Origin of the sequence: Nocardia xishanensis NBRC 101358 (genome assembly GCF_001613365.1) — a bacterium.
Taxonomy (GTDB): Bacteria; Actinomycetota; Actinomycetes; order Mycobacteriales; family Mycobacteriaceae; genus Nocardia; species Nocardia xishanensis.
Genome location: NZ_BDCF01000066.1, coordinates 17060 through 39227, shown reverse-complemented (window position 1 = coordinate 39227; position 22168 = coordinate 17060). Strand labels below are relative to the sequence as shown.

The window sequence follows — 22168 nt, the reverse complement described above, 5'->3', positions numbered from 1 at the left end:
GGCGGGCGCGGTCCCGAACCGCTGCCGCTGACGTAGCCCGCCGAACCGGGGGACGCGGAAGCCTTGACGCCCACCGCCTTTGTGCCCATGGCGCCGAGCGCCAGCGCGCCGACCACGGCGCCGCCGGTCCAGGCCAGACCCGAGCCGCCGGAACCGACGATCGCGACGGCCGGGGTGACCAGCCGCATGAGCGCGGGCAGCACGAAGGCCACGCTGCACAGCAGCACGATGGCGACCAGCATGCGCTGTGCCTCTTCGCCTTCCGGCAGACCGGCGGTCGAGGTGAGCCCGTCGACGTGGCCCGCGGTGGTGAACGCGATCATGTAGACGATCGCCGCCACCGGTTTGAACAGCATGAACGCGATGATCCAGCCGATCAGCTTCTGATACGACGTCTTTCCGATGTTCATGCCCGACGCGGCGGCCGCCAGCGGCAGCACGCCCGCCGCGATGATCAGCAGACCTTGGCGGACGATCGCGAACACGATCTGCGCGAGCGCGCCGAGCAGGCCGACGATGGCGATGATCAGCACCAGGCCCGGCGAGAAGGCCTGCAACTTACTGGTTTTCACCATGAGCTCGGCCAGGTCCTTGGCGTTGCCGTTGGTCGAATCGTTGATGATCCACTCGGAGAAGCGATCCGAGGCCTGGGTGCCCGCGACGATGATGGCGCCGAGCATCCAGGAGCTGAACACCACCCTGGCGAACATGCGGAACGATTCGGCCGCCTCGCTGACCGCCGCGCCGCGCCTGGCTTCGGCCAGTCTCGCGCCCGACAGGATGACCGAGGCGATGAGCAGCAATATCTGGATCTGATAGGTGTAGTCGTTGATCCTGGTGAACAGCGACCCGTTGTCGCTCGCGGCTTCGTTGGGCACCTTCATCCAGAACGTGAGCGCCAGGATGATGGCCTCGCCGAGGCCGTTCATGAGCGAATCCACCACCTTGCCGAAGGTGGAGTCCCACGCCTTGTCCTTGACGGCCGTCGCGGCGTCGCCCGGATGCGAGGCGGCGTTGCCCGCCTTGCACACCGCGGACGCGGCGTCGCCGAGCGAGATGCCGGGAAGGCCGACACCGTCGAGGGTGTCGTGGATCTCGTTACAGGTCTCGTCGAAGCCGTAGGTCTGGCCGTAGGCCACCGTCGGCGTCGCGATCATCACGGTGAAGATGACCGCGAGGATCGTCACTAGTTTTTTCACCATCGTGTCCACCCCTCGATGCTCCGCAGGGACTCGATCTGGACTTGCTGCTCACCCGTCACCGGCCTGAGCTTCCAATCGTTTTCGCGCCAGACGACCGCAAGGCGCATGCCCACCCAGGTAGGTTGGCCATCAACTGTTTCCCTGGCCTTTCTCGCGAACCGTACGATCGCGGAATCGTCTGCGTAACTTTCGATCCGGAACGCGTCCGACGCGAAAAGCAGTGGTCTGAGCTTCTCCGGAATCCGCTCGGAGACCTTGCCGTCCGCGACCAGCCGGTCGTACTCCGCCAGATACTGCGAAGTCACCTCGACCAGCCGCAGCAGCAGGCCCCGATCGCGCGGATTGGCGTTGGTGCGCCAGTAGATCTGTTCGGCCGCCAGCGCCGCGCCCCGCGGGGTGTGCGCGAAGCCGATGGCGGCGTTGCCCTCGATCCGCGCGGGCCCGTCCGAGCTGGAGAAGCGCACCACCGGACCACCGAACAGCTTCTGCCAGACGCCTTCGCCCTCGGCGGGCGCGGGGGCCGCGGTGAGCCAGTCCGGCTTGTCCTGCGGCGTCGGCAGGCTCGAAACCTGTTCCAGCGCAATGCCAGCCGGGTTCGCGGGGACGTCCACCGGCCTGCCGAAGAGATCGGTCTCCCGACCCGCGAAGCCGGCGGGAATGGACGCACCGGTGACGGTGGCGTGCTGGAAGGCGGTCACCGCCGGATCGGCGGACGTGCCGCCGTCGCGCGTCGCGGTCACCGTCACACCGGCGGCGATCGCCACCGCCAGGCCCGCGCCGACGCCGAGGAGCGCGAGCGGCGGGCGCTCACGGACGGGTCCCGGGTCGGTCACCACTTCGTCCACCCCTCCAGCGACTCGATGTACTCGGTCTGCGCACCGTTGCTGGTCGCGGGCTTGAGCCGCCAATCGCCCGCGTCCCACACCATGACCAGACGCAGCGCCGCCCACAGCTGCTTGCCGTCGATGACGGGACCGCGCGAGGCGAACCGGACGATCGCCAGGTCGTCGGCGTAGTTCTCCACCTTGAACGCGTCGGGGGCGACGAAATAGCGAGTCACCTTCTCGGGCTGTTGTTTCGGCAGCCGGTTCTCGTCGAGCGCGCGGTCGTACGCGGCGATCTGCTGCGCCGAGACACGCACCTGCCGCACGTAGAGGTCGCGATCGGCGGGGCGGGCGTTGATCCGGTAGGTGATCTGCGCGGCCGCCAGCGCCGCGCCCTGCGGGGTGTGCGCGTAGCCGACGGCGAGTCCGTCCTCCATGCGGCTCGGCCCGTCGGAGGTGGAGAACGGCACGGACGCGCCGTACACCCGCTGCCAGCCGCGCGGGGCGCCGGTGCCCTCCGGCGCGGCGGTGAGCCAGTCCGGATCGGAGGACTTGCGCTGACGTGTCGGATCCTGCGGAAGCGGTTGTCCCGCAGGGTTGTTCGGAATGTCGACGCGCCTGCCGAACAGATCGACCTCCGGGCTCGCGAAACCCTCCCCTGTCGTCGCGGTGAACTCGGCCTCGTTGTTGCCGGTGGCCTCGTCGTCGCGCGTGAGATACACCACCGCACCGACGATCACGATGAGCGCCAGCAGCGCCGCGGACGCGATCGCGCCGAAAGAGACGCGATCGCGCGCGTAAGAATCCCGCTCGCTCACGACTGCACCTCGCTGACGCTCGGCTCCGTCGTGCGCGAGAGCGCACTGTACTGATGGCTCGCTCGCTGGCGCTCGCTCACTTCAGCGCCTCCAATTTCACTATGTCCGTGGGTAGTACGTCGATCGCCTCGACGGGGCGTGCGGTCGAATCCGGCTCGGGCAGTCGTAATCTCCAATCCTCGGCGAACCACTCCACGACGGTGTGGTTCACCGCCTTCGAGCCGTCCGAGTACTCGGTGTATACGTCGACGGCGCTGCGCTGCGCGGTGTAGTCGGTGATCTTGTATCCGAGCAGGCGCGGGGCGTACTCGGGATCGGCGGGACCGGTGATGGACAGCTGCACCCGGCTCACCGCCCACTCGTCCCGAGCGGGTCCCGGCACCACCTCGGCGGCGATCACCTTCGACCACTGGTTGTCGGCGGCCACCGAAAGGCGCACGGTGTGGGTGATGGCCGCGACCGCGGCGCCGGGCGGCGATTGCTCGAAACCCGTTGCGGCGCCGTCGGCTACGGACGCGGGCCCCTGGTCGGTGTGCGGCAGCGCCACGCCCTGATACGGCTGCCACCGCAACCCGCTCGGCCGCGCGGCGAGATCCGGGCCCGAGGCTTCGTCCGCGCCGCCGCAGCCGACGGCAGCCGCCGCCAGCAGCACCGCGCCGACCACACCGGCCGCGGACCGGCCCCGCCGCCCCGCGCCGTGCTGCGGGGGCGCCACCGAACGCGGCCGCGTCGCTGTGCAGTTCATGTCCGAACCGTCTCCATCAGGTTCCCGCGGCTCACGTCGGCAGGAACGCCAACGCGATCCCCGAGGCCGTGCTGGCGACCGTCGCGCCGATCAGGCTCATCACCACGCCGTGGGTGGCGTCGTTGACGGCCAGATCGCTGCGGAAGGCGATCCACAGCCTGCCCGCGGACAGGATCATCCAGGCAAGGCACACCAGCAGCACGAACCAGAGCAGCCAGTTCAGCAGCTGCATCAGCGGTTCGAGCACCTCGGAGGGCATCTGCTTGTAGGCGAGCAGCTCCGCCGACATTCGCGCGGTGGACATGCTCGTCCTAGGTCCCGATGACGGCGTTCATGATGGTGCCCGCGCTGGTGGCGACCACGCCGCCGATCATCGCGCCCGCCACCATCTTCGGCGACTCGAGACCGCCACCCGTCCACTTCTCCCAGGCGAATCTGCCACCGGCGTAGATGATTCCGCAGACACCGGACAGCAACACGAACCACGTCAGGTAGCGCACCAACTGGAGGATCTTCTCCGATCCCGGCGGCGCCTCCGGCGTCGGGTTGCCCACCTGTGCTAGCACAGTGCCGTACGTGTCTTGCACGGCGAGGAGAATCGCGCTCATCGGGTGCCTTTCTCGAGACGTGAAGCTTTTACTGCCAACGACATAGTGCCGGGTCCGGTCATCGCGACCCCTGCGGCGGTGAGCCCGACTCCATCACGATCACTCCCCCTCGTCGAAAGCCGCAGTGCTGTCAAGCTTCTCACGTACGGCGGAGACGATGTCGACGCCCAGCTCGCGCACCTCGAGCGGGACCTCGGCCAGCGGATCGATCTTGCGTTTCTTCTCCGGCATCGGATCGCCCGGCGTCCACACCGGCAACTGCTCCGGCTCGACCAGGGTCCACTCCTCGTACCACGGCACCTGCCACAGCGGGCCCGCCAGCGAGCCGACCACGTCGCGGTAGCGCCGGATCTCGGCGGGCATCCTGCCGGGGCGCGCGGCCACCGTGATCAGGCCGAGCACCTCGGAGGGGCCGCCGAAACCGAAATGGTGCTGGCGCAGCAGATCGTGCGCGCGGGTCAACCCGGCGATCGTCTCTCTGGCCACCAGCACGACAAAGGGGGATTCACGCTCGAAGACGCCGGGCCAGCGGCGGCTCGAATCCGCCGCGGGCGCAAGCACATGCGCGAGGGTAGTGGCTCCGGCCCCGCCGTGCACACCCAGCAGCCAGACCAGCGGCGCGCGTCCGACGCCGGGCACGGGACGGTCCCAAACCGGGGCGCGACGGGACTCGGGCGGCGCGACGACACCAGCGGGCTGCGGGTCGAGTTTCCGGCGAAGTTTCATGGCGGCGGTCATGATGCCACCCCCGACGACAGCACCCCGTACGCGCGCCGCGTCTCGGCGGCCAGCGCACTGTGCCGGACGAGTTCGCCGCGGGCGAGGTGCGGGTCGTAGGGAATCTCCCTGATGTCGCGGACCCAGCCGGCCAGGTGTTCACGCAAATGATCGGCAACCCGAGAGTCGCCGCCCGGCTGCTGGTGCGATATCACGATGGTGGTGTCGCCGACGATGCCGTCGCCCTGTCCCTCGGCCGAATCGCCGAATTGGTCGTCGAGCCATTCCAGGGCGACGCGCAGCCGGTTCGCGGCGTCCGGACGTGCCGGAATGGCAAGCACCAGAGCGACATCCGCGTCGTCGAGCAGTGGACGCAGCTGGCGTCCCGCGATCGCGCTGCCGCCGTCGTAGACCGCCGTGAACCCCGCGTCGTCCACCGCGCGCGCGACCGTCAGATATGTCGCGCGACGGCGCAGCGGGGCGTCGTCGCGCCAGAGCAGTCCGATGCCGGAGGTGGCGCGGGACAGGCATTCCTTCAACGGAGCCGGTTCGTCGTCGCCACGCCCGTACAGCCACGATTGCAGGCTGATCGGATGCAGGTGTTCGTCGGCGCCGCGCAATGCGAGATCGCTGCCCGCGGCGGTGGCGTCCACGGCGACGGTAGGCGTTCCCCCCGAACCCAATTCACCAGCGATACCCAGTGCGGTCGTGGTTGTTCCCGCGCCGCCGCAACCGCCGACCACCAGAATCGGTCGCGGTGTCGGGCCGGTGTCCTCGTCGCCGTCACCCCGCTTGCCGCGCCGCAACCGCACCACCGGAGCCTTCGCACGCGCCTGACGGCCCCGCGCGGCGCCCTCGTCGGGCGCCTCGTCGAGCCAGCGGCTCCAGTCCTCTCCCATCGTTCTCAGCTCTCCTTCATCCGGCCGCGATACCCGTGATCAGGGTGCGGCCGCCGATCACCGCGGTGGTGACCGTCTGCTTGTTGTACGTGGCCGGCGCTCCGCCCGGCCGGTACTCGGTGACCTCTACCGAATACATGTTGTCGGTCACCGTCGTGACGCGCACGCAGTGCGTGGTGCCCTCGGGAACGCTGTCGATCCCGCGCTGGATCGTCGAGGCGGCGGAGATGTTCGCGTCCGGCGCGACGAATGCCCGCGCGCGCTCGCCGGATCGCTCCACGTAGTAGGCGTATTGGAAGGCCAGCACCACGTCGGGGCCGCTGTCGGTACTGCCCGCCGCCGCGCTGCGGATCAGCCGGTCGCCGCGCTCGGTCGGACAACCCGAGGTGATACCCGCTTGGGCGCTGCCCGCGGTGAACTGCATGGGCGGGGTCGTCGGCGCCACGGCGGCGCGATTGCCCGAGGACCGCAACAGGTACAGGGCGCCCACGGCGACGAGTGCCAGCAACAGCACCGCAACGATCAAGAGCACGACGACGCGACCACGGCGCAAGGCGGGGTGGTCGCGCAGCGCGCGCGGCAGCGGGCGCGCGGGCGGCTCGGGCTCGTCGTCGTAGTCGTCGTCCTCGGGCCAGGGGAAGCGAACGAGATCGCCGTCGCGCGGGGCGTAGTCGTCGTCGGGCCCTGGCGCGTGGTCGGCTACCCAATCCGACCAGCCCCCCGTGAACTCCGCGCGACGGGACGCCAGATCCGCCGGGACCTCGTTACGCGCGCGCGCCTCCTCCGGGTCCACTTCCTCACGAATGTAGTGCGGATACCGGGCCGGTCCTTCGTCGTCGGCCGCGTCCGAACTCGCGTCGTCCTGCTGCGCCGGGGCGGGCGTACCGTTGTCGGGTTCGAGCGGGTCGTACCACCGGGACAAGTCTTTGTACGACTTCAACATTCCCCCATTCCCGCAGAGCCAGGCACGTGGTATCGCATCGTCGGACCTCTCGGCGATCAGTTCGTGGAGAACGGGTAGCTGTTGTCGGCGGCGCCGGGTCGCTCGGTGGGCGGAATCGAGGTCGCGCCGCCGGATGAGGCGCCATCGGCTCCTGTCCCGAACGGAAATTGTCCCGTACCGGACGAATTCGGCGTAGTCGACGCGCCGGTACTTCCGCCGAAGAATCCGGCGGGTGGCCTGGCGGCTCCGCCCAGCGGTTCGGCGCCCACGCCGAAGCGATCGGCCAGGTCACGGGCCAGTGCGGCGAACCAGTCGGCGACGAAGCGGGTGGGCGCGTCACCGTTGGCGGCGACCGCCGCGGAGCTGTACGCGCCGTGCCGCTGTACGGTGTCCCAATACCGCACCCAGGTGGTGAGGTTCAGCAGTTCGCTGTTGTCGGTGATGTTCTGCACGACCGCGTCGAACGCCTGGGTGACCAGTCGCGAGACGGTCGTCGGCGGAATCAATTGTGGAATGGCGCCGATCAACTTGGCGCCGAGCAAGAGCAGACCGGCCGCCGGGTTGGACAGGCCGGCAGTGGCCAGCTCCGAGATCGCGGCCGGACTCAGCACCGCCCTGACGACCGTGGCGACCGCGTTCAGCCCGATCGAGCCGACCTTCAGCACCGCGCGCAGCGCGGCGTTCAGATCGAGCGGCGTGCGCGGATCGGAGGCGTCGGCGATTCGCTGCGAGATCGACTTCTTCGGGGCGAGCGAGAGATTCGCCAGCGAGGTGCCCTGCACGTCCTCGGTGACGACCTTGGTCGCGGTCTTGATGGAGGTGAAAGCGAGCGCCTGGGAGATGGAGACCAGCGAGGCGACGGGGTCGCCGCCGCTCAGCTTCGCCTGGCCCGCCACCGAGGCCACCGCCTTCAGGATCGGCGCCCCCTGCGGCGCGTCACAGGCGAGATCGCCTGCGGCACAGAAGCTTGCCACCCGACCGGTGAGCGCCGCGAAATTCGCGGCCTGATCTCGTTCCGGGCCGATACCGCCGCCGCCCGCGGGCGTCTGCGGCAGCGCGGCGATGGCCGCCACTTCGGTGCCCGCCGTGCCCGGCGCGGGATCTGGTGTCTGCTTTCCCGGCGAGCCGGGGAACAGCGGCGCGCCCGGATTGCGGGTCGGGTCGGCGAACAGCGCGACGGCCGCGACCCGGTCGGCGGGCACGACGCCGCGGCCCTGCCCGACCTCCTGCGCGAAAACCGAAGCCACGTGCGCGCCCTGGGAGTAGCCGACGATCGCGAGCCGCGTGTCGGCGCACCGCTGCGTTACCTGCGCGGCCATGTCGCGTAGTCGCGTCAAGCCTCCTTGCACCGACTCGACATAGGGGGCGGGGCCGCCGTTGACGAAGCCGCCGAAGCCGGATTCGTATGGCACGTAAGCACGATCGACCAGACCGGGCTGCGGCGCCTTGGCCAGCAACGGCAGGAAGACCGTCGAGAGCATGCCGGTGTCGGTGGTGGGCGCGGCGTCAGGGGAGGACTCCCCCGTGCCCTGAATGCCCAACGCGTACAGCGCGGGACAGTCGTCGATGGCCAGATCTGTCGAGGGCGCTGCGACATTCGGCGGATCGGCGAGGGCGGGGCTCGCCGTCGCGGTGGCGACGGCAACGGTGGTCGCGACCACCAACCCCGAGAGTCTTGCCGTGTAATCAGTCATAGCGATCCGCAATCAATCCCGTGTTGCCGCAGTTACCCTCAACGCCATGAAACGCAATAGACCGTAACAGATTCCGGCTATTACTGCCGCAACAGCGAAAACTTTTCGCAAAACGCCGAAGCATACCTCATCGACACCGGCGCGGCGCGGAACTTCGCGCGGTAAGTTTCCGACGAATTCCGCGAGACCGCTACCGGCGGGCGACAACCCGGCTCGACAAGGGCGGCCGGACCGTCCCGCCGCCCAGCAAACATTTCGACGATGTCAGCGAACCTGCTGGGAGACAAAGCGATTCGCCCGCCATGGCGGCGGGCGCATCGATCAGGCGGCCGAAGTCACGCGGTAGACGTCGTAGACGCCTTCCACGTTGCGGACCACGTTCAGCAAGTGGCCCAGGTGTTTCGGATCACCCATCTCGAAGGTGAACTTGCTGATCGCCACCCGGTCGCCGTGCGTGGCCACCGAGGCGGACAGGATGTTGACCTTCTCGTCCGCGAGCACCTTGGTGACGTCCGAGAGCAATCGGGTGCGGTCGAGCGCCTCGATCTGGATCGCGACCAGGAACACCGAGGAGGGCGAGGGCGCCCACTGCACCTCGATGATCCGCTCGGCCTGATCCCGCAGCGAACCGGCGTTGGTGCAGTCCGTCCGGTGCACGCTCACCGCGCCGCCGCGGGTCACGAAGCCCATGATCTCGTCGCCGGGTACCGGGGTGCAGCACTTGGCCAGCTTCGCCACGGTGCCCGGCGCGCCGGGGATCAGCACGCCCGCGTCGCCGGTGACGCGCTGCCTGCTAGGCGTGGTGGACGGCGTAGAGCGCTCGGCGAGCTCGTTCTCCACGTCGCCGATGCCGCCGAGCTGGGCCATGAGCCGCTGCACGACGTGGTGCGCGGACACCTGGTGCTCGCCGACCGCGGTGTAGAGGGTGGAGATGTCGGTGTAGTGCAGTTCGTGCGCGACGGCGGTCATCGCGTCCACGCTCATCAGCCGCTGCAGCGGCAGCCCGACGCGGCGGACCTCCTTGGAGATCTGCTCCTTGCCGCTTTCCAGCGCCTCCTCGCGGCGTTCCTTGGCGAACCACTGCCGGATCTTGGCCTTGGCGCGCGGGGAGACCACGAAGTTCTGCCAGTCCCTGCTGGGTCCCGCGTTCTGCGCTTTGGAGGTGAAAACCTCTACCACTTCGCCGTTTTCGAGCTGACGCTCCAGCGCGACGAGGCGTCCGTTGACGCGCGCGCCGATGCAGCGGTGGCCGACCTCGGTGTGCACCGCGTACGCGAAGTCGACCGGAGTCGACTTCTGCGGCAACGTGATCACGTCGCCTTTGGGGGTGAACACGAAGATCTCCGGCGACTTCAGGTCGAAGCGCAGCGACTCCAGGAACTCCGCGGGGTCGGCGGCCTCGCGCTGCCAGTCGAGCAGCTGGCGCATCCAGGCCATGTCGTCGACCTCGGCGGCGTCACCGGAGTGCTTGCCCCTGGTCTCCTTGTAGCGCCAGTGCGCGGCGATGCCGAATTCCGCGGTGCGGTGCATGTCCTGGGTGCGGATCTGCACCTCCAGCGGCTTGCCGTCCGGGCCGACCACGGTGGTGTGCAGCGACTGGTAGACGCCGTAACGCGGCTGGGCGATGTAGTCCTTGAACCGGCCCGCCATCGGCTGCCACAGCGAATGCACGACGCCGACCGCCGCGTAGCAGTCGCGGACCTCGTCGCACAGGATGCGGATGCCGACCAGGTCGTGGATGTCGTCGAAGTCCTTACCCTTGACGATCATCTTCTGGTAGATCGACCAGTAGTGCTTGGGCCTGCCCTCGACGATCGCGTTGATCCGCGAGGCGGCCAGGGTGTTGACGATCTCGGCGCGCACCTTCGCCAGATAGGTGTCGCGCGAGGGCGCGCGGTCGGCGACCAGGCGCACGATCTCGTCGTACTTCTTGGGGTGCAGGATCGCGAAGGCGAGGTCCTCCAGCTCCCACTTCACGGTGGCCATGCCGAGGCGGTGCGCCAGCGGGGCGATCACCTCGAGCGTTTCCTTGGCCTTCTTCGCCTGCTTCTCCGGCGGCAGGAAACGCATGGTGCGCATGTTGTGCAGGCGGTCGGCCACCTTGATGACCAGCACGCGCGGGTCGCGCGCCATGGCGATGATCATCTTGCGGATGGTCTCGGCCTCGGCGGCGGCGCCGAGATTGACCTTGTCCAGTTTGGTGACGCCGTCCACCAGGTGCGCGACCTCGGCGCCGAAGTCTGCCGTCAGCTGCTCGAGCGAGTAGCCGGTGTCCTCGACTGTGTCGTGCAGCAGGGCCGCGACCAGCGTGGTGGTGTCCATGCCGAGTTCGGCCAGGATGTTGGCGACGGCGAGCGGGTGGGTGATGTACGGGTCGCCCGACTTGCGGAACTGGTGCGCGTGGCGTTCGTCGGCGACGTCGAAGGCCCGCTGCAACAGGGTGAGGTTCGCCTTCGGGTACAGCTCGCGGTGCACCGTCGCGAGGGGTTCGAGCACCGGCTTGACGGCGGCGATACCGCGCTGACCGGTCATCCTGCGTGCGAGTCGCGCACGCACCCGGCGCGAGGCGGAGGTCGGGACGGCGGCCGTGGCGCCGGGCTGGCGTTGCGGCGCGCTCGGCTGCCGCTGGGGCACATCGTTGGGGGTCGGCCGGGCGGGCGACGGGCTCGCGGAGGCGGGCTGCGCACCGTTCGATTGCGGGGCAGACGCCGCCGATTGCTCGACATTCGCCTCGCCCAGATGCTGAGTCATGCCACCACCTCTCCACGCCGCGGTCGGACCACCCTATCCGACCGCTGCAACCGCCCAGACCACAACTTTAGTCCCCGGCTCGGCGCATCGTCCGATCCGCGGACGCCGCGACGGGTACCTGTCCGGTTTCGGGTGTGGCGACCGAACGTTTCTGACCGATAGCGGCGGCCCTGCGCTCGAATCCTCCGAACCGAACCTGTCCCGGGAAGAACGGGTTTGCCGTCGTTCCCCGTTACCGGATAACCGGCCCGGCCCGACCCGGTGTTACCAATCGCGCGCGGTGGCGGGACGGGCTCGCATCGAGCCGCCGTCGAGACCGCGCGGTATCGGGACGCCGAGCAGATCGAGGGCGGTCGGGGTGATATCGACGAGGGCGTAGTGGGCGTCGGCCACGCCGGGGTCGAAGCCGGGGCCGCGGGCGATGACGGCCGCGGCACGGGACCTGCCAGCCCTCTCCGGGTCTGTTCATCGAGCTTTCATCGCTCGACCCGGCGCAGGTCGCCTCCCTGAACTCGGACCGAACGCCGCGCGACCGGTAGGTTCCGCGGCATGACGGTCGCCCGCTCCCTGCTGTTGTTCGCCGTGGCCGCGCTCGCCGAGATCGGCGGCGCCTGGCTGGTGTGGCAGGGCTGGCGCGAGCACCGTGGCGTGCTGTGGATCGCGGCGGGCGTGCTCGCCCTAGGCGCGTACGGATTCGTCGCCACCTTCCAGCCCGATCCGAATTTCGGCCGCATCCTGGCCGCCTACGGCGGCATCTTCGTCGCGGGCTCGCTGGCCTGGGGCATGGTCGTCGACGAATTCCGCCCCGACCGCTGGGACTACCTCGGCGCCGCCATCTGCCTGATCGGCGTCGCCGTGATCATGTACGCCCCACGCACCTGACCACCCTCACGCGGCAGCGAAATGCGTTGCCAGCCGCCCGCAGCGCCGCTACGGCGGTAATCCGTTCGGGCGAAGTGCTATTCGGCGGTACCTGGCTCCGGGGAGGTGAAGGCCCAGACGGCGGCGGGGCGGCCGGTGGACTTGGTGCGGCGGCGTTCGGTGGTGCGTTCCAGGCCTGGGAGGGCGGCGAGGGTGCGGTTGAGGTTGGCCGGGTCGGGGCGGGCGCCGAGCAGGGAGGCGCTGAGTTCGACGGCTCGGGTGGCGGGGAATTCGGTTCCGAGCAGGGCGCGGGTGAAGAGCCCGTCTTTCCAGAGCAGCCGGGCCAGGACCGCGCGGGACGCTTCGACGATGCGGTTGTGGTCGAACGCCAGGGCGGGTGTCCCGTCGAAGGGCACCCACCCGGCCGGGCCTTCGTGCGGGCCGGCCACCGCCCACATGGCGATGGACAGGGTGGGTCCGCGCGGGTCGCGATGGGGTTCGTCGAAGGTGACGAGCTGACCGACGGCCCCGATGGCGGCCTCGGGGACGCCGAGCTTGGTGTGCACCGCGCGGCGAGCGGCCGCGACGAGGCGCTCGCCGCGACCGAGCAGCACGCCGGGCAGCGCGAGTTCACCGGTGAACGGTTCATGGCCGCGCGGCGCGATTCCGATCGTGACCTCCGTGTCCTCGGGCCAGAACCGGAGCGTCACCACGTCGACCGACACAACGGATTGCTCCACGCCGAACCATCCTGCCTTCAGGCGGCGGCCGCCGCCCGGTGCGGGGTTCGGTCGGCGCGGGCGGGCCCGTCCGCGCCGAGGACGACCGGTGCGCCGAGCGTCCGCTCGAACCAGGACAGCCGATCGTCCGGCAGCTCTTCGAGCAGCGGCTCTGCGGTGGCGAGCAACCCGGTGAGCCCGCGCTGGTGGTCGAGATCGCGCCACGGCCCGAGCGGGAGCTGCCGGACGATCCCGGCGGGCGTGCGGTAACCCGTTGCGGCCAAGCCGGTTCCCGCCGCGTCGAGGTGGTTCACCACGAGTCCGTCGATGCCGCCGCACACCGAGACGGCGTAGCGCAGCAGCACCGCGTCGAGGTGGCCTAGGCGGAACGCGCCCTGGTACTCGCCGAAGGCGTTGTGCGGCTCGGGAATACCGAGCCCAGGGCGCTCGGTCGGCAACGGGCCCGCGCCGTGCCTGGTCTGATAGGTCCGTGTGACGCCGAGTGTGTGACCGGAGTGGCCGATGCCGGCCAGCATGGCGCGCGCGTTGCGCGGCTCGACGGTGGACCAAGTGGTGTGCGGGTGGAATCCGCGCCACTCGTCCAGCAGTACGCCCTGCGCGCCCTCGAAGACGAGGCGGCCGCGCCGGGCCGCCCGAACCAAATAGCTCCCGTCCACGATGCGCACCGCGGCCGCGAACTCGCGGTACATGTCGACCAGGTCGTCGATCGGCTCGTAGCGGTGCCCGCTGGGCGCGATCAGCGGCGCGTACTCGGCGGCCAGGGCTCGCAGTTTGGCGCGCAGGAGCGCGGGGTCGCGGCAGTCGGCGACCGTCGGCGCGTCGTGTTCCAGCGCGTACCGGGCGGTTTCGCCGATGCCGCGTCCGCAGGACCCGTGCCGCGCCGCGCCGCGAGCGTCTTCGCGGGCGCGGTTGGCGGCGATGTGGATCGGCGTGGTGAGCAGCGCGTCGCCCTCGATCCGCAACAGCGACAAGGGCTCACGGACGCCGAGCGCGTCCAGCCGCCGCGCCTCCCCCGCCAGCGCGATCGGTTCCACCAGCATGTGCCTCGACAGCAGGGTCGGCACGCCGGAGAACGTGCCGGAGCCGAACTGCGCGAACGTGTGGTGCCGCCCGTCGGCGATCACGTTGTGCGCGGCTTGCGCCCCGCCGTTGAAGCGGACGACGGCCGACACGTCGAGGCCCGCCTCCGGCGAGCACAACCAGTCCACCGTCGCGCCCTTCCCGGCATCGCCGAAGCCTAGGTCGACCACGATCAGATGCGAGCCGAACATGCTGCCCTACCTTTACCTTTCACCGACGCCACACCCGGAACGCGCGCCGCACCGACCCCGCGACGGTGCGACGCGCCCCCGCTCAGCGCGACCCGCCCGGCAGCGCACGCATGGCGGACTCGGCGTGCGCGCCAAGCGCTTTGCCGACCGAATTCACTTCCGCACCCGACCCGACGTCGCGCAGGTCGGCCAGACCCGTGTCGATGTCGACCCGGCCTTCGGCGAGCCCGATGGTGAGCGCGATGAGTTCGCACACCGCGGCGGGATCGTCGAGCTTCAGGAAGTTCTGCCCGAGCAGCCCGCGCCAGTGCTCGGCGATCTCGGGGTCGTCGTAGTAGCTGGACTGTTTCGGCAGGATGTAGTGCACGTGCCACTTCTCGGCCAGCTCGCGATAGATCGAGTCGACCGCGATATCGCTACGCACGTGGTCGCCGATGATCGCGCGGATGTGCCGCGAGGCCAGTCGCGGCTTGTTCAGCTCGTCGCCGATGAGGAACAGGTACCCACGCTTGCGCCGCTTCTCCCAGGCGTCGGTGACGACGTGGGTGGCCAGGAAATACGCCGCCAGCTCGTAGCTTTCGGACTTCTGCCCGCCACCGCCGCCTTCGAGCAGGATATTGCGCAGCTGCTCGTCCATCCGGTTGTCGGATTCGAACTGCCCGACTTGCAGCGGCACCCGGTCGGTGTCGGCGTCGCCGACCGCGCCGAACAGAATCTGCGGGTCCTCTGCGTACTTCTTGCGCTGGAGCAGTCCGTGCAGCTTGCCGAGTTTGTCCTGCATGATGATCGGCACCTGCCCCATCGAGCCGGTCACGTCGAACAACACCGCGATGGGCAGTGAGTTCCCGTGCTCGGCGGAGTCCCGGCATTCCCGCACGCCGACCCCCAGCGGGTCGAGCGCGGGGTGCGCGCGCCAGCTCGTGTAGGGCTGCGCCCGCATCTCGGCGGTGTAGCCGAAGTCGTCGATCCCCCGGCTGGCGCGGTAGGTCTTGGCCGCCCGGTAGGCGGTGTCGTCCCAGTGTCCGTATCCCATGTCGCCGCTCCTCTCGTGAAGTAGTTTTAGTGTAAGTGACTAAAACTTGAGCGGTCAAGGGAGCTGATCCGATCGGGGCCGCTCGAGGTGTTAATACCCAAGGCACGCAGCACGATTCAGGCTTAGGCGGCACGTCGCCTACTGCATGCCACAGCGACGCTGGCCGTTCATACTTCGGATGGACCATCGCGGAACGGGAAATTCGGACTCGCCGGACGCGCGGTGCGGAGCTCCCCGGAAGTGCGGTCGTCATCAGGGGTAAAACCGCCGAGGCCGGTGCTCGCTAGGCGGTGCGCGTCATGGGGGGAGCCGACGAAGTTGTCGGCTGCCAAGGCTGCGGTACAGGGGCAAGTGTGCCGCAACGCATTTCAGGGAGTGGAGCACCGATGGGTCGACGAGAGAAACCGATCGATATCCGGTCCGGTCCGGTCGCCGCGTTCGCGGGAGATCTGCGCAAGCTGCGGGCCGCGGCGGGCAATCCGTCCTATCGGCAACTGGCGAGCGCGGCCCTCTACTCCCCCTCCGTGCTGTCGGACGCCGCGGGCGGCCATCGACTGCCGACGCTGCCGGTGGCGCTGGCGTTCGTGCGCGCCTGCGGCGGCGACCCCGCGGAGTGGGAGCGCCGCTGGCGCGCGGCGCGCGGGGACGGCGCGCCCACCGAGCCGCTGCCGATCGTGGTGGACGACGCGGTCGACTCCGGGCCGCCGCGCCCGGTGCAACTTCCCATCGGCCCGCACGATTTCGTCGGCCGGGTGGCCGAATTCGACGACACAAGGGCCGCCACGGCGGGCATCGCGGACTCGCGGGTACCGGTGGTCGTGCGCGGGCCGGTCGGCGTCGGCAAGACAGCGTTCGCGCTCCGGTTCGCGCACCGGCTCGCCGAACAGTTCCCCGACGGGCAACTGTTCGCCGACATGGCAGCCCGCCGCGGCGACGAAGCCGCTCCGCTAGAGGTCATGGCCGGTTTCCTGCGCGCGCTCGGCGTTCCGCCGGACCAGGTGCCCGCCGACGACATGCACCGCATCGGCCTGTACCGCTCGATGCTCGCCGAACGGCGGGTCATCGTGCTGCTCGACAACGTTCGCGACGAACCGCAGGTGCGCCCGCTGCTCGCCCGCTCGCTGAACAGTCAGATCGTGGTGACCAGCCGTTCGCGGCTGCTCGGCCTGGACGGAGTGCGCCGCGTCACGCTCGGTCCGCTCGCGCAGTCCGAGTCGGTCGACCTCCTGCGCCTGCTCATCGGCGGCGACCGGGTCGGCGCCGAGCACGCGTCGGCGCTGCGCATCGCCGAGTTCTGCGGTCACCTGCCGCTGGCGCTCACCATCGCGGGCCGCAAGATCGCCGCGCAGCCGGGACGGCGGCTGTCCGAGATCGCGGCGCGCCTCGCGGAGGGCGTGACCGTGTCGAACTGGTTGCGGATCGGCGACGTGAGCCTGGCCGACGCGGTACTGCCCGCCTATCTGTCGCGTCCACCGCTGGCCAAGCACGTGCTCCACATGCTGGCCGGCGGCGCCGACGAGGTGACGCCCGCGACGTTGGCTCGCTCGCTGCACATCTCGATCGAGTCGGCCGAGTACGCGATGGACAGCCTCATCGACGGCGGTCTGCTGCACCGGGTTCCGGAACCGGAGCGGTATGTGATGTCGCCGCTGTTCGGCCAGCTCGTCGCCCAGGAGGCCGATCGGTTCGCGCTACGCCGCCGGGGCGACGAGCTCGACGCCGACCGACTACGCACGGCCATCGGTTTCGAGGGCGGTTTCGCACGCTGAACCGATCACGTTGTCCGGCTTTGACGTTCGTTTGTCCGCGGTCGCCGTGACCAGGGCGAACACGGCCGGTTCCGGGGTTAGGTTCGTCGAGTTCGAACAGATCAGGATCAACGACTCAGGAGGAGCCGACGTGGCCGACGACATCCAGCGGAGCCGGGCCGACGCGTTTCGAAACCTGCACGCGACAGGCACTTTCGTGCTGCCCAACGCCTGGGACCCGATCAGCGCGGCGGTGATCGCGCAGGCGGGCGCCGTGGCGATCGCCACCACGAGCGCGGCGGTGTCCTGGGCGCTCGGCCGCACCGACGGCCAGCGGCTGACCAGGGACGAGGCCGTCGACCAGGTCGCCCGCATCGTCGCGGCCGTCGACGTGCCGGTCACCGCCGACGTGGAGGGCGGCTACGGCCCCGCCCCGGAGGACGTCGCGGCCACCGTCGCCGCCGTGATCGGCGCCGGCGCGGTCGGCGTCAATCTGGAGGACTCCACCGCGCCAGGCGGACCGTTGTTCGATCGCGGCGCGCAGCGTGATCGGCTGCGTGCCGCTCGCGCCGCTGCCGCCGAAGCGGGCCTGCCCGAGCTGGTGATCAACGCGCGCACCGACGTGTACCTGTTCGGGATCGGCGCACCAGAGGACCGTTTCGACGAGGTGCTGTCCAGGGCCGTCGACTACGCCGAGGCGGGCGCGGACAGCCTGTTCGTCCCCGGCTTGCTCGACCTGCCGACGCTCACCGATCTGGCGGGCAAGTCGCCGCTCCCGGTGAACGTCATGACCGGTCACGGCGCGCCCAGCGTGCCGGAACTGGCCGCAACGGGCGTGCGCCGGGTCAGCCTCGGCCCCGCGCTGGCCCAGGCCGCCTACGGCCAGGCCGCGGCCGCCGCCCGCGAACTGCTCGACACCGGCACCTACGGCGCGCTCGCGGGCGCGCTCGACTTCGGCGCCGTGGAAGCGCTGCTGCGCTGAGCATTCTCCGCCCCCGGCGATCAAGGACTCACGATGAACGCAATCAGAACCGATTCCCGCACCGGCGTTTTCGCCGCGTTGCGCCAGACCCCGCGCCCGGTCGTCTACCTGCTCATCGGCGTGCTGGTGAACCAGCTCGGCGCCTTCGTGCAGACCTTCCTCGTGCTCTACCTGACGCATCGCGAATTCAGCGTCGGCCAAGCCGGTCTCGCGCTCACCGCCTACAGCGCGGGGGCGGTCTTCGGGACCATGCTCGGCGGCGAGCTCACCCACCGGCTCGGCCCGCGCTCGACCATCATCGCCGCGATGACCGGATCGGCCGCGCTGCTCACGGTGATCCCGCTGCTCGCCACCCCCGGCCGGTTCGCGGCGCTGCTCGTCGCCGTCGGCGCGGCGGGCCTGGTCACCCAATCCTACCGGCCCGCCGCGGCGCTGCTGCTCGGTGACCTGATGCCGGAAGAGCATCGGGTGATGGGCTTTTCGATGATGCGCATCGCCCTGAACGCGGGCGCGGCGCTCGCGCCGCTGATCGCCGCCGCGGTGATCCTGATCGACTGGAACCTGCTGCTCTGGCTGGACGCCGCGTCCGCGCTCACCTACGCGGTGCTGGCGCTGCTGCTCCTGCCGAACGTGGCGACGGTGCGGGACGCGCCGGAGCCGACGGGCGAGCGCACCGGCTACGGCGTGATCCTGCGCGACCGGCGCTATCACCTGTTCCTGGCGTCGGTGCTGGTCGGCTCGATCATCTACGTGCAGTACACCGTCGCGCTGCCGCTGAACATCACCGCCGATGGTCATTCCACCGGCCTGTACAGCGCGGTGCTGGTCACGGCTTCGGTGGTGCTGATCCTGTGCGAACTGAAGATCACCTCGTACGTCAAGCACTTGCGGCCGCCGCTGGTCGGGGCGGTGGGTACCGCGATCATGGGACTCGGCGTCGCCGGGTACTCCTTCGCCGGACACGGCGCGGCGCCGATCCTGCTGGCGACGGTGGTGTTCGTGCTGGGCGTGATGATCAACGGCCCCACCATGTTCGCCTATCCCTCCACCTTCCCCGCCCCGGTGAAGGCACGCTATATCGGCACCCACCAAGCCACCTTCGGCCTCGGCATGGCGCTCGGCCCCACACTTGGCGTCCTCGCGTGGGAGCGCCTCGGCACCGGCATCTGGCCGCTGTGCGGCGCGCTCGGGCTCTTCGCGGCCTGGTGCGCGTACGCGGGGATTCGCGAGAACCACATCGCGAATACGAGCGCGGCGGAGGCGAGTGAAAAGGCCTATGCGACAAGGGATATAGAGGTCTCCGACGCCGAGCCCGGCACCGAGGCGTCCGACGCGGAACTAGGCACCGACGCGTCCGACGCGGAGACCGGCACGGCGGTGTCCACCGTCACATCCGGCACCGGAGCGTGAGCGCCGCACCCCGGCGCCGCCAGACGCGTACCGAGCACCGCTGAGGCATCCGCCGATCGAAGACACGATCGGCGGATGCTTCGCGTTCACCGTGCGTGTCCCCCCGACCGCGCGGATCTCGTGTCGCCGCGCCGCCGCGCCGTCGCACCGCCGCTCGGTTAGCCTCGTACCCGCAGGTCGCACGACATCCCCTGCCGAACAGGCACTTTCGTACGAGATGAAGGCATCCATGAACCTGACATCCCATCTTCCCGCCGGCCGCCGCGCGTACGTCGAGGACCGGCTGCGCGGCAATCTCATCGCGTGGCTGACGACCGTCCGCCCGGACGGCGGACCCGACAGCGTGCCGGTCTGGTTCCTGCTCCGCGAGGACGAGACGATCCTGGTCTACAGCCAGCCGGGCAAACCGAAACTGCGCAATGTGGCGGCCAACCCGCACGTGAGCCTCGGCCTCGACGTCACCGACATCGGCCGCGACATCGTGCGCCTGGAAGGCACCGCCGAACTCGCCCCCGACCTGCCGCCCGCGGACCGGGAGCCGCGGTACGCGGCGAAGTACGCCGAACGCATCGGCGCGATGTTCGGCACCCCGTCGGAATTCGCCGCGATGTTCTCCGCGGCTCTGATCATCACGCCGCGGCGCCTGTACAGCAGCGGGTCGGTGACCGCGCTGGACTGACGCGATGAGTTCGCTGTGGCTCTGCCTCGGTTCCGCCTCGCAGCGGATTTCAGCGACTCACCGGCGTGGTCCCGCAATGCCGGGCGAACGGAGATCGGCCGGGACCGTCGTTGTCGGTTAGCTCACAGGCTGCGGTATTCATAGTGGCGAAACCGCTGATCCGTGGGAGGGTAGAGGAGTGAGATCAGGCTTATCGGTGTGATTCGCTCGGCTCACCTACAGAAAAGATGAAGTAAGCAAATGGCTCAAGGCAGTGTGAAGTGGTTTAACAGCGAGAAGGGCTTCGGCTTCATCGCGCAGGACGGTGGCGGCCCCGACGTCTTCGTTCATTTCTCCGCCGTGTCCGGCTCGGGATTCAAATCCCTCGAAGAAGGACAGCGCGTGGAGTTCGAGATCGGTCAGGGCCAGAAGGGCCCGCAGGCGCAGGACGTCCGCACGATCTGAGCGACGCAGCAGATGAGCCCCGCGTCTTCGGATGCGGGGCTTCTGCTTTTCCGGCGCGGAAAGGCGGCAGCGTGTGTAACGCTGCCGCCTTTCGTCGTGCCGGGCGCGGTCAGTCCACCTGGACCGCGAACAGGTCCAATTGCAGCAGTTGCGAGACGGCCACGTCCCTGGTCCGGTTCGACCAGCCGGACTGCACCTTCTGGAACCACAGCGGAATGGCGGGCATGTCCTGCAGGATCCGCCGCTCGGCTTGCTGGTACAGCACCCATCCCTCGCGCTCGGTCGGCGCGGCGTCCGCGCTCGCCAGCAGCGCGTCGACCTCCGGGTTGGCGTACGTCGTGCCGTTCACCGCGGCGCCGGTGCGGAAGATCGGGTTGAGGAAGTTCTCGATCGACGGGTAGTCGGCAACCCAGCCGGAGCGGAAGATCGTCGACATGCGGCGGTCGTTGATCAGCGTCCGGAATTCGCCGAACGTCGGCACCGGCGCGTATCGGCATTCCCGGCCGAGTGCCTTGCTGATCGTCGCGCAGGCCGCGTCCATCCACACCTGATTGGCCGAGTCGTCGTTGGAGGTCAATTCGATCGAGCCGGTGAAGCCGGTCGATTCGAACAACGCGCGCGCTCGCTCGGGGTGGTACTCGCACAGCTCCCCGCACTGTCCGCCCGTATGGCCGGGCACGGTGGACGGCACAAGCCCGTCGGCGAGGATCTTGTCGCCGTCGAAGGCCGTGTCGACCACGTACTTCCGGTCGACAGCCATCGAAATAGCTTGTCGCAGGCGCGGATCGGCGTATCGCCGGTCGTAGAGCGGGAACGAGATCGACTGCACGCCCAAATAGGTGTGCGACAGATTCCGCCCGGACAGTTCGGTTTTGTACCGGCCGCCGGCGAGCGCGTCGGCGGGCACGAAATCGAGGTAGTCCAGTTCGTTGGCCACCACGTGGGCATAGGCGTCCTCCAACGCCTTGTAGAACCGGAATTCGACGCCATCGATATGCGGCTTGCGCGCGCCGCCGTAGGCGTCGTACCGGTGCACGACGATGTTCTCGCCAGGCGTGTGTGAGACGAACCGGAAGGGCCCGTTGCCGACGGGATGCGCCTCGAAAGCGGCTCGGTCGGCGAAGAAGCTGCGCGGCAACGGGAAGAACGCGGCGTAGCCGAGCTGGGTCGCGAAGGCGGAGAACGGGGCCGTCAGAGTCACCTCGAACTTGCGGTCGTCGATGATCCGCAGCCCGGACAACTGCTGTGCCGAGCCGTTTTTCAGCTCCTCGTAACCCTGGATGTGCGACAGGTACGTTGCGCCCTGAAGTTTGTTCGGCCCGTAAGCGGTGTAGTTCCAGGCGTCCACGAAACTCTGTGCGGTGACCGGGGTTCCGTCGTGGAAGGTCCAGCCCGGCGCGAGAGCGATGCGATAGACGCGCGAGTCGGCGGTGGCGATGGATTCGGCCACCGCGTTGCGGGGTACCGCGGTGGCCGTGTCGTATTCGACCAGCCCGGTGAACAGCGCGTCCACGATCTTGACGCTGTCGCGTTCGGTGGCGTCGCCGGGGATCAGCGGGTTCTCCGGTTCGGTTCCGTTGTAGCTGATGACGCCGCGGCCCGGGGTGTCGGCGCGCGGCGAGCTGTCGCAGGACACGGTGAGCAGCGCGGCGGACGCGACGGCGGTGACCCCCGCGGCGACGCGGAGCGCTAGTGATCTGGTCGGGATGCTCATCTGGCCAGCTCAGCAGAGCCGGCAATTGATCGGCAGTGCTGCGCCACAGAAACCTTCAATCGACGGTCAGGAGGCGTCGATCGGC

General features: G+C 69.4%; 22 protein-coding genes. 6 read left to right on the top strand and 16 right to left on the bottom strand.

Annotated features, from left to right (window positions below; genetic code table 11):
- The 12 genes from NX1_RS31860 to NX1_RS38500 form a co-directional block, all read right to left on the bottom strand.
- Positions 1–1202: hypothetical protein (locus NX1_RS31860; RefSeq protein ID WP_068067804.1), on the bottom strand; the 1202-nt coding region annotated here is incomplete at its 3' end.
- Positions 1196–2035, bottom strand: a complete 840-nt coding sequence (locus NX1_RS31855) for a DUF8175 domain-containg protein (RefSeq protein ID WP_157120271.1) — start codon at positions 2033–2035, stop codon at positions 1196–1198. The genes NX1_RS31860 and NX1_RS31855, both read right to left, overlap by 7 nt.
- Positions 2032–2844 (bottom strand): DUF8175 domain-containg protein, encoded by an 813-nt coding sequence (locus NX1_RS31850; protein WP_068067783.1) that lies wholly within the window; start codon positions 2842–2844, stop codon positions 2032–2034. The genes NX1_RS31855 and NX1_RS31850 overlap by 4 nt, the downstream gene beginning before the upstream one ends.
- Before the next feature lie 76 nt (positions 2845–2920).
- A complete protein-coding gene (locus NX1_RS31845) occupies positions 2921–3589 on the bottom strand; it encodes a DUF8175 domain-containg protein (protein WP_245668798.1) in 669 nt (222 codons plus the stop codon).
- Between the two features lie 31 nt (positions 3590–3620).
- Entirely contained in the window at positions 3621–3893 is a 273-nt protein-coding gene (locus tag NX1_RS31840) for a hypothetical protein (protein ID WP_068067780.1), read from the bottom strand.
- A 7-nt stretch (positions 3894–3900) separates the two neighbouring features.
- Complete coding sequence (locus NX1_RS31835; protein ID WP_068067777.1) at positions 3901–4197, bottom strand: hypothetical protein; 297 nt, start codon at positions 4195–4197, stop codon at positions 3901–3903.
- A gap of 99 nt (positions 4198–4296) precedes the next feature.
- Entirely contained in the window at positions 4297–4935 is a 639-nt protein-coding gene (locus NX1_RS31830; RefSeq protein ID WP_068067774.1) for a hypothetical protein, read from the bottom strand.
- Positions 4932–5813, bottom strand: a complete 882-nt coding sequence (locus tag NX1_RS31825) for a MinD/ParA family ATP-binding protein (protein WP_068067771.1) — start codon at positions 5811–5813, stop codon at positions 4932–4934. The genes NX1_RS31830 and NX1_RS31825 overlap by 4 nt, the downstream gene beginning before the upstream one ends.
- 16 nt (positions 5814–5829) lie before the next feature.
- Complete coding sequence (locus tag NX1_RS31820) at positions 5830–6756, bottom strand: DUF8176 domain-containing protein (RefSeq protein WP_068067769.1); 927 nt, start codon at positions 6754–6756, stop codon at positions 5830–5832.
- A gap of 56 nt (positions 6757–6812) precedes the next feature.
- Positions 6813–8450, bottom strand: a complete 1638-nt coding sequence (locus NX1_RS31815; protein WP_068067766.1) for a cutinase family protein — start codon at positions 8448–8450, stop codon at positions 6813–6815.
- A gap of 321 nt (positions 8451–8771) precedes the next feature.
- Complete coding sequence (locus NX1_RS31810; protein WP_068067761.1) at positions 8772–11201, bottom strand: RelA/SpoT family protein; 2430 nt, start codon at positions 11199–11201, stop codon at positions 8772–8774.
- 264 nt (positions 11202–11465) lie between these two features.
- The gene (locus NX1_RS38500) at positions 11466–11594 is read right to left on the bottom strand and encodes a hypothetical protein (protein WP_281217526.1); all 129 of its coding nucleotides are present in this window, start codon (positions 11592–11594) and stop codon (positions 11466–11468) included.
- A gap of 156 nt (positions 11595–11750) precedes the next feature.
- Between NX1_RS38500 and NX1_RS31805 the strand changes: the two genes are divergently transcribed.
- Complete coding sequence (locus NX1_RS31805) at positions 11751–12083, top strand: YnfA family protein (protein ID WP_068067758.1); 333 nt, start codon at positions 11751–11753, stop codon at positions 12081–12083.
- Positions 12084–12160: 77 nt separating this feature from the next.
- Here NX1_RS31805 and NX1_RS31800 read toward each other — a convergent pair whose 3' ends face one another.
- The 3 genes from NX1_RS31800 to NX1_RS31790 all read right to left on the bottom strand — a co-directional run bounded on the left by NX1_RS31800 (position 12161) and on the right by NX1_RS31790 (position 15106).
- Complete coding sequence (locus NX1_RS31800; RefSeq protein ID WP_068067755.1) at positions 12161–12802, bottom strand: NUDIX hydrolase; 642 nt, start codon at positions 12800–12802, stop codon at positions 12161–12163.
- 17 nt (positions 12803–12819) lie between these two features.
- Entirely contained in the window at positions 12820–14073 is a 1254-nt protein-coding gene (locus tag NX1_RS31795; RefSeq protein WP_068067750.1) for an adenylosuccinate synthetase, read from the bottom strand.
- Between the two features lie 82 nt (positions 14074–14155).
- On the bottom strand, positions 14156–15106 hold the full coding sequence (locus NX1_RS31790; RefSeq protein ID WP_068067746.1) for a hypothetical protein: 951 nt from the start codon (positions 15104–15106) through the stop codon (positions 14156–14158).
- Positions 15107–15492: 386 nt separating this feature from the next.
- Here NX1_RS31790 and NX1_RS31785 point away from each other — a divergent pair, with 386 nt between their 5' ends.
- The 5 genes from NX1_RS31785 (at position 15493) to NX1_RS31765 (ending at position 20369) form a co-directional block, all read left to right on the top strand.
- On the top strand, positions 15493–16875 hold the full coding sequence (locus tag NX1_RS31785; protein ID WP_068067744.1) for an XRE family transcriptional regulator: 1383 nt from the start codon (positions 15493–15495) through the stop codon (positions 16873–16875).
- Positions 16876–17005: 130 nt separating this feature from the next.
- Entirely contained in the window at positions 17006–17836 is an 831-nt protein-coding gene (locus NX1_RS31780; protein WP_068067798.1) for an isocitrate lyase/PEP mutase family protein, read from the top strand.
- 33 nt (positions 17837–17869) lie between these two features.
- Positions 17870–19246: an MFS transporter gene (locus NX1_RS31775; protein ID WP_068067741.1), complete on the top strand. Its 1377-nt coding sequence runs from the start codon at positions 17870–17872 to the stop codon at positions 19244–19246.
- A 229-nt stretch (positions 19247–19475) separates the two neighbouring features.
- On the top strand, positions 19476–19925 hold the full coding sequence (locus tag NX1_RS31770; RefSeq protein WP_068067739.1) for a TIGR03667 family PPOX class F420-dependent oxidoreductase: 450 nt from the start codon (positions 19476–19478) through the stop codon (positions 19923–19925).
- 240 nt (positions 19926–20165) lie between these two features.
- Positions 20166–20369: a cold-shock protein gene (locus NX1_RS31765; protein ID WP_068067736.1), complete on the top strand. Its 204-nt coding sequence runs from the start codon at positions 20166–20168 to the stop codon at positions 20367–20369.
- Between the two features lie 109 nt (positions 20370–20478).
- Here the strand turns inward: NX1_RS31765 and NX1_RS31760 are convergent, their stop codons facing one another.
- Positions 20479–22083 carry a peptide ABC transporter substrate-binding protein gene (locus NX1_RS31760; RefSeq protein WP_084501904.1) on the bottom strand — a complete coding sequence of 535 codons (1605 nt, stop codon included), beginning with the start codon at positions 22081–22083 and terminating at the stop codon, positions 20479–20481.
- Between the last annotated feature and the right edge of the window lie 85 nt (positions 22084–22168).